General features: G+C 45.8%; 1 rRNA gene. It reads left to right on the forward strand.

From position 1 onward, the window contains the following. Nucleotides 1-228 precede the first annotated feature (228 nt). A 23S ribosomal RNA gene (locus tag ACTRWF_RS19630) occupies nt 229-864 on the forward strand; the annotation flags it as partial.

Consider the following 864-nt stretch of genomic DNA (forward strand, 5'->3'; position numbering starts at 1 on the left):
GTTCTTTAACAATTTGGAAAGCTGATATTAATAGTAATCAATCAAAATTGAGTAACTGAGAAGTCGAAAGACGTACTTTTTACTCTACTTGACTTGAATTGCTTGTTATCAACATTGATTGATAGCAAGGCAATTCTTCCGATTAGCTTGTCATGCATACAACATTACCCTTGTCCGATTTCAAAAGGCGGACATGAGGCCGATACTCAAGGCTTTTTAGGGTTGTATGGTTAAGTGACGAAGCGTATACGGTGGATGCCTTGGCAGTTAGAGGCGATGAAGGACGTGTAAGTCTGCGAAAAGCTGTGGTGAGCCGACAAAATGCATTTGAGCCACAGATGTCCGAATGGGGAAACCCACCTGTTTACAGGTATCGTTACGTGAATACATAGCGTAACGAGGCGAACGAGGGGAACTGAAACATCTAAGTACCCTTAGGAAAAGAAATCAAACGAGATTCCCCTAGTAGCGGCGAGCGAACGGGGAACAGCCCTTAAGCTGTTTAGTGTGTAGTGGAATCCTTTGGGAAGAGGAGCGATACAGGGTGATAGCCCCGTACACAAAGCGTGCTTTACAGTGAAATCGAGTAGGTCGGGACACGTGTTATCTTGACTGAATATGGGGGGACCATCCTCCAAGGCTAAATACTCCTAACTGACCGATAGTGAACCAGTACCGTGAGGGAAAGGCGAAAAGAACCCCTGTGAGGGGAGTGAAATAGAACCTGAAACCGTATACGTACAAGCAGTGGGAGCCCTTCGGGGTGACTGCGTACCTTTTGTATAATGGGTCAGCGACTTATATTTAGTAGCAAGGTTAAGCGAATAGCGGAGCCGTAGCGAAAGCGAGTGTTAACTGCGCGTT

The organism is Alteromonas sp. G5_S2_22_S1 (assembly GCF_054968525.1).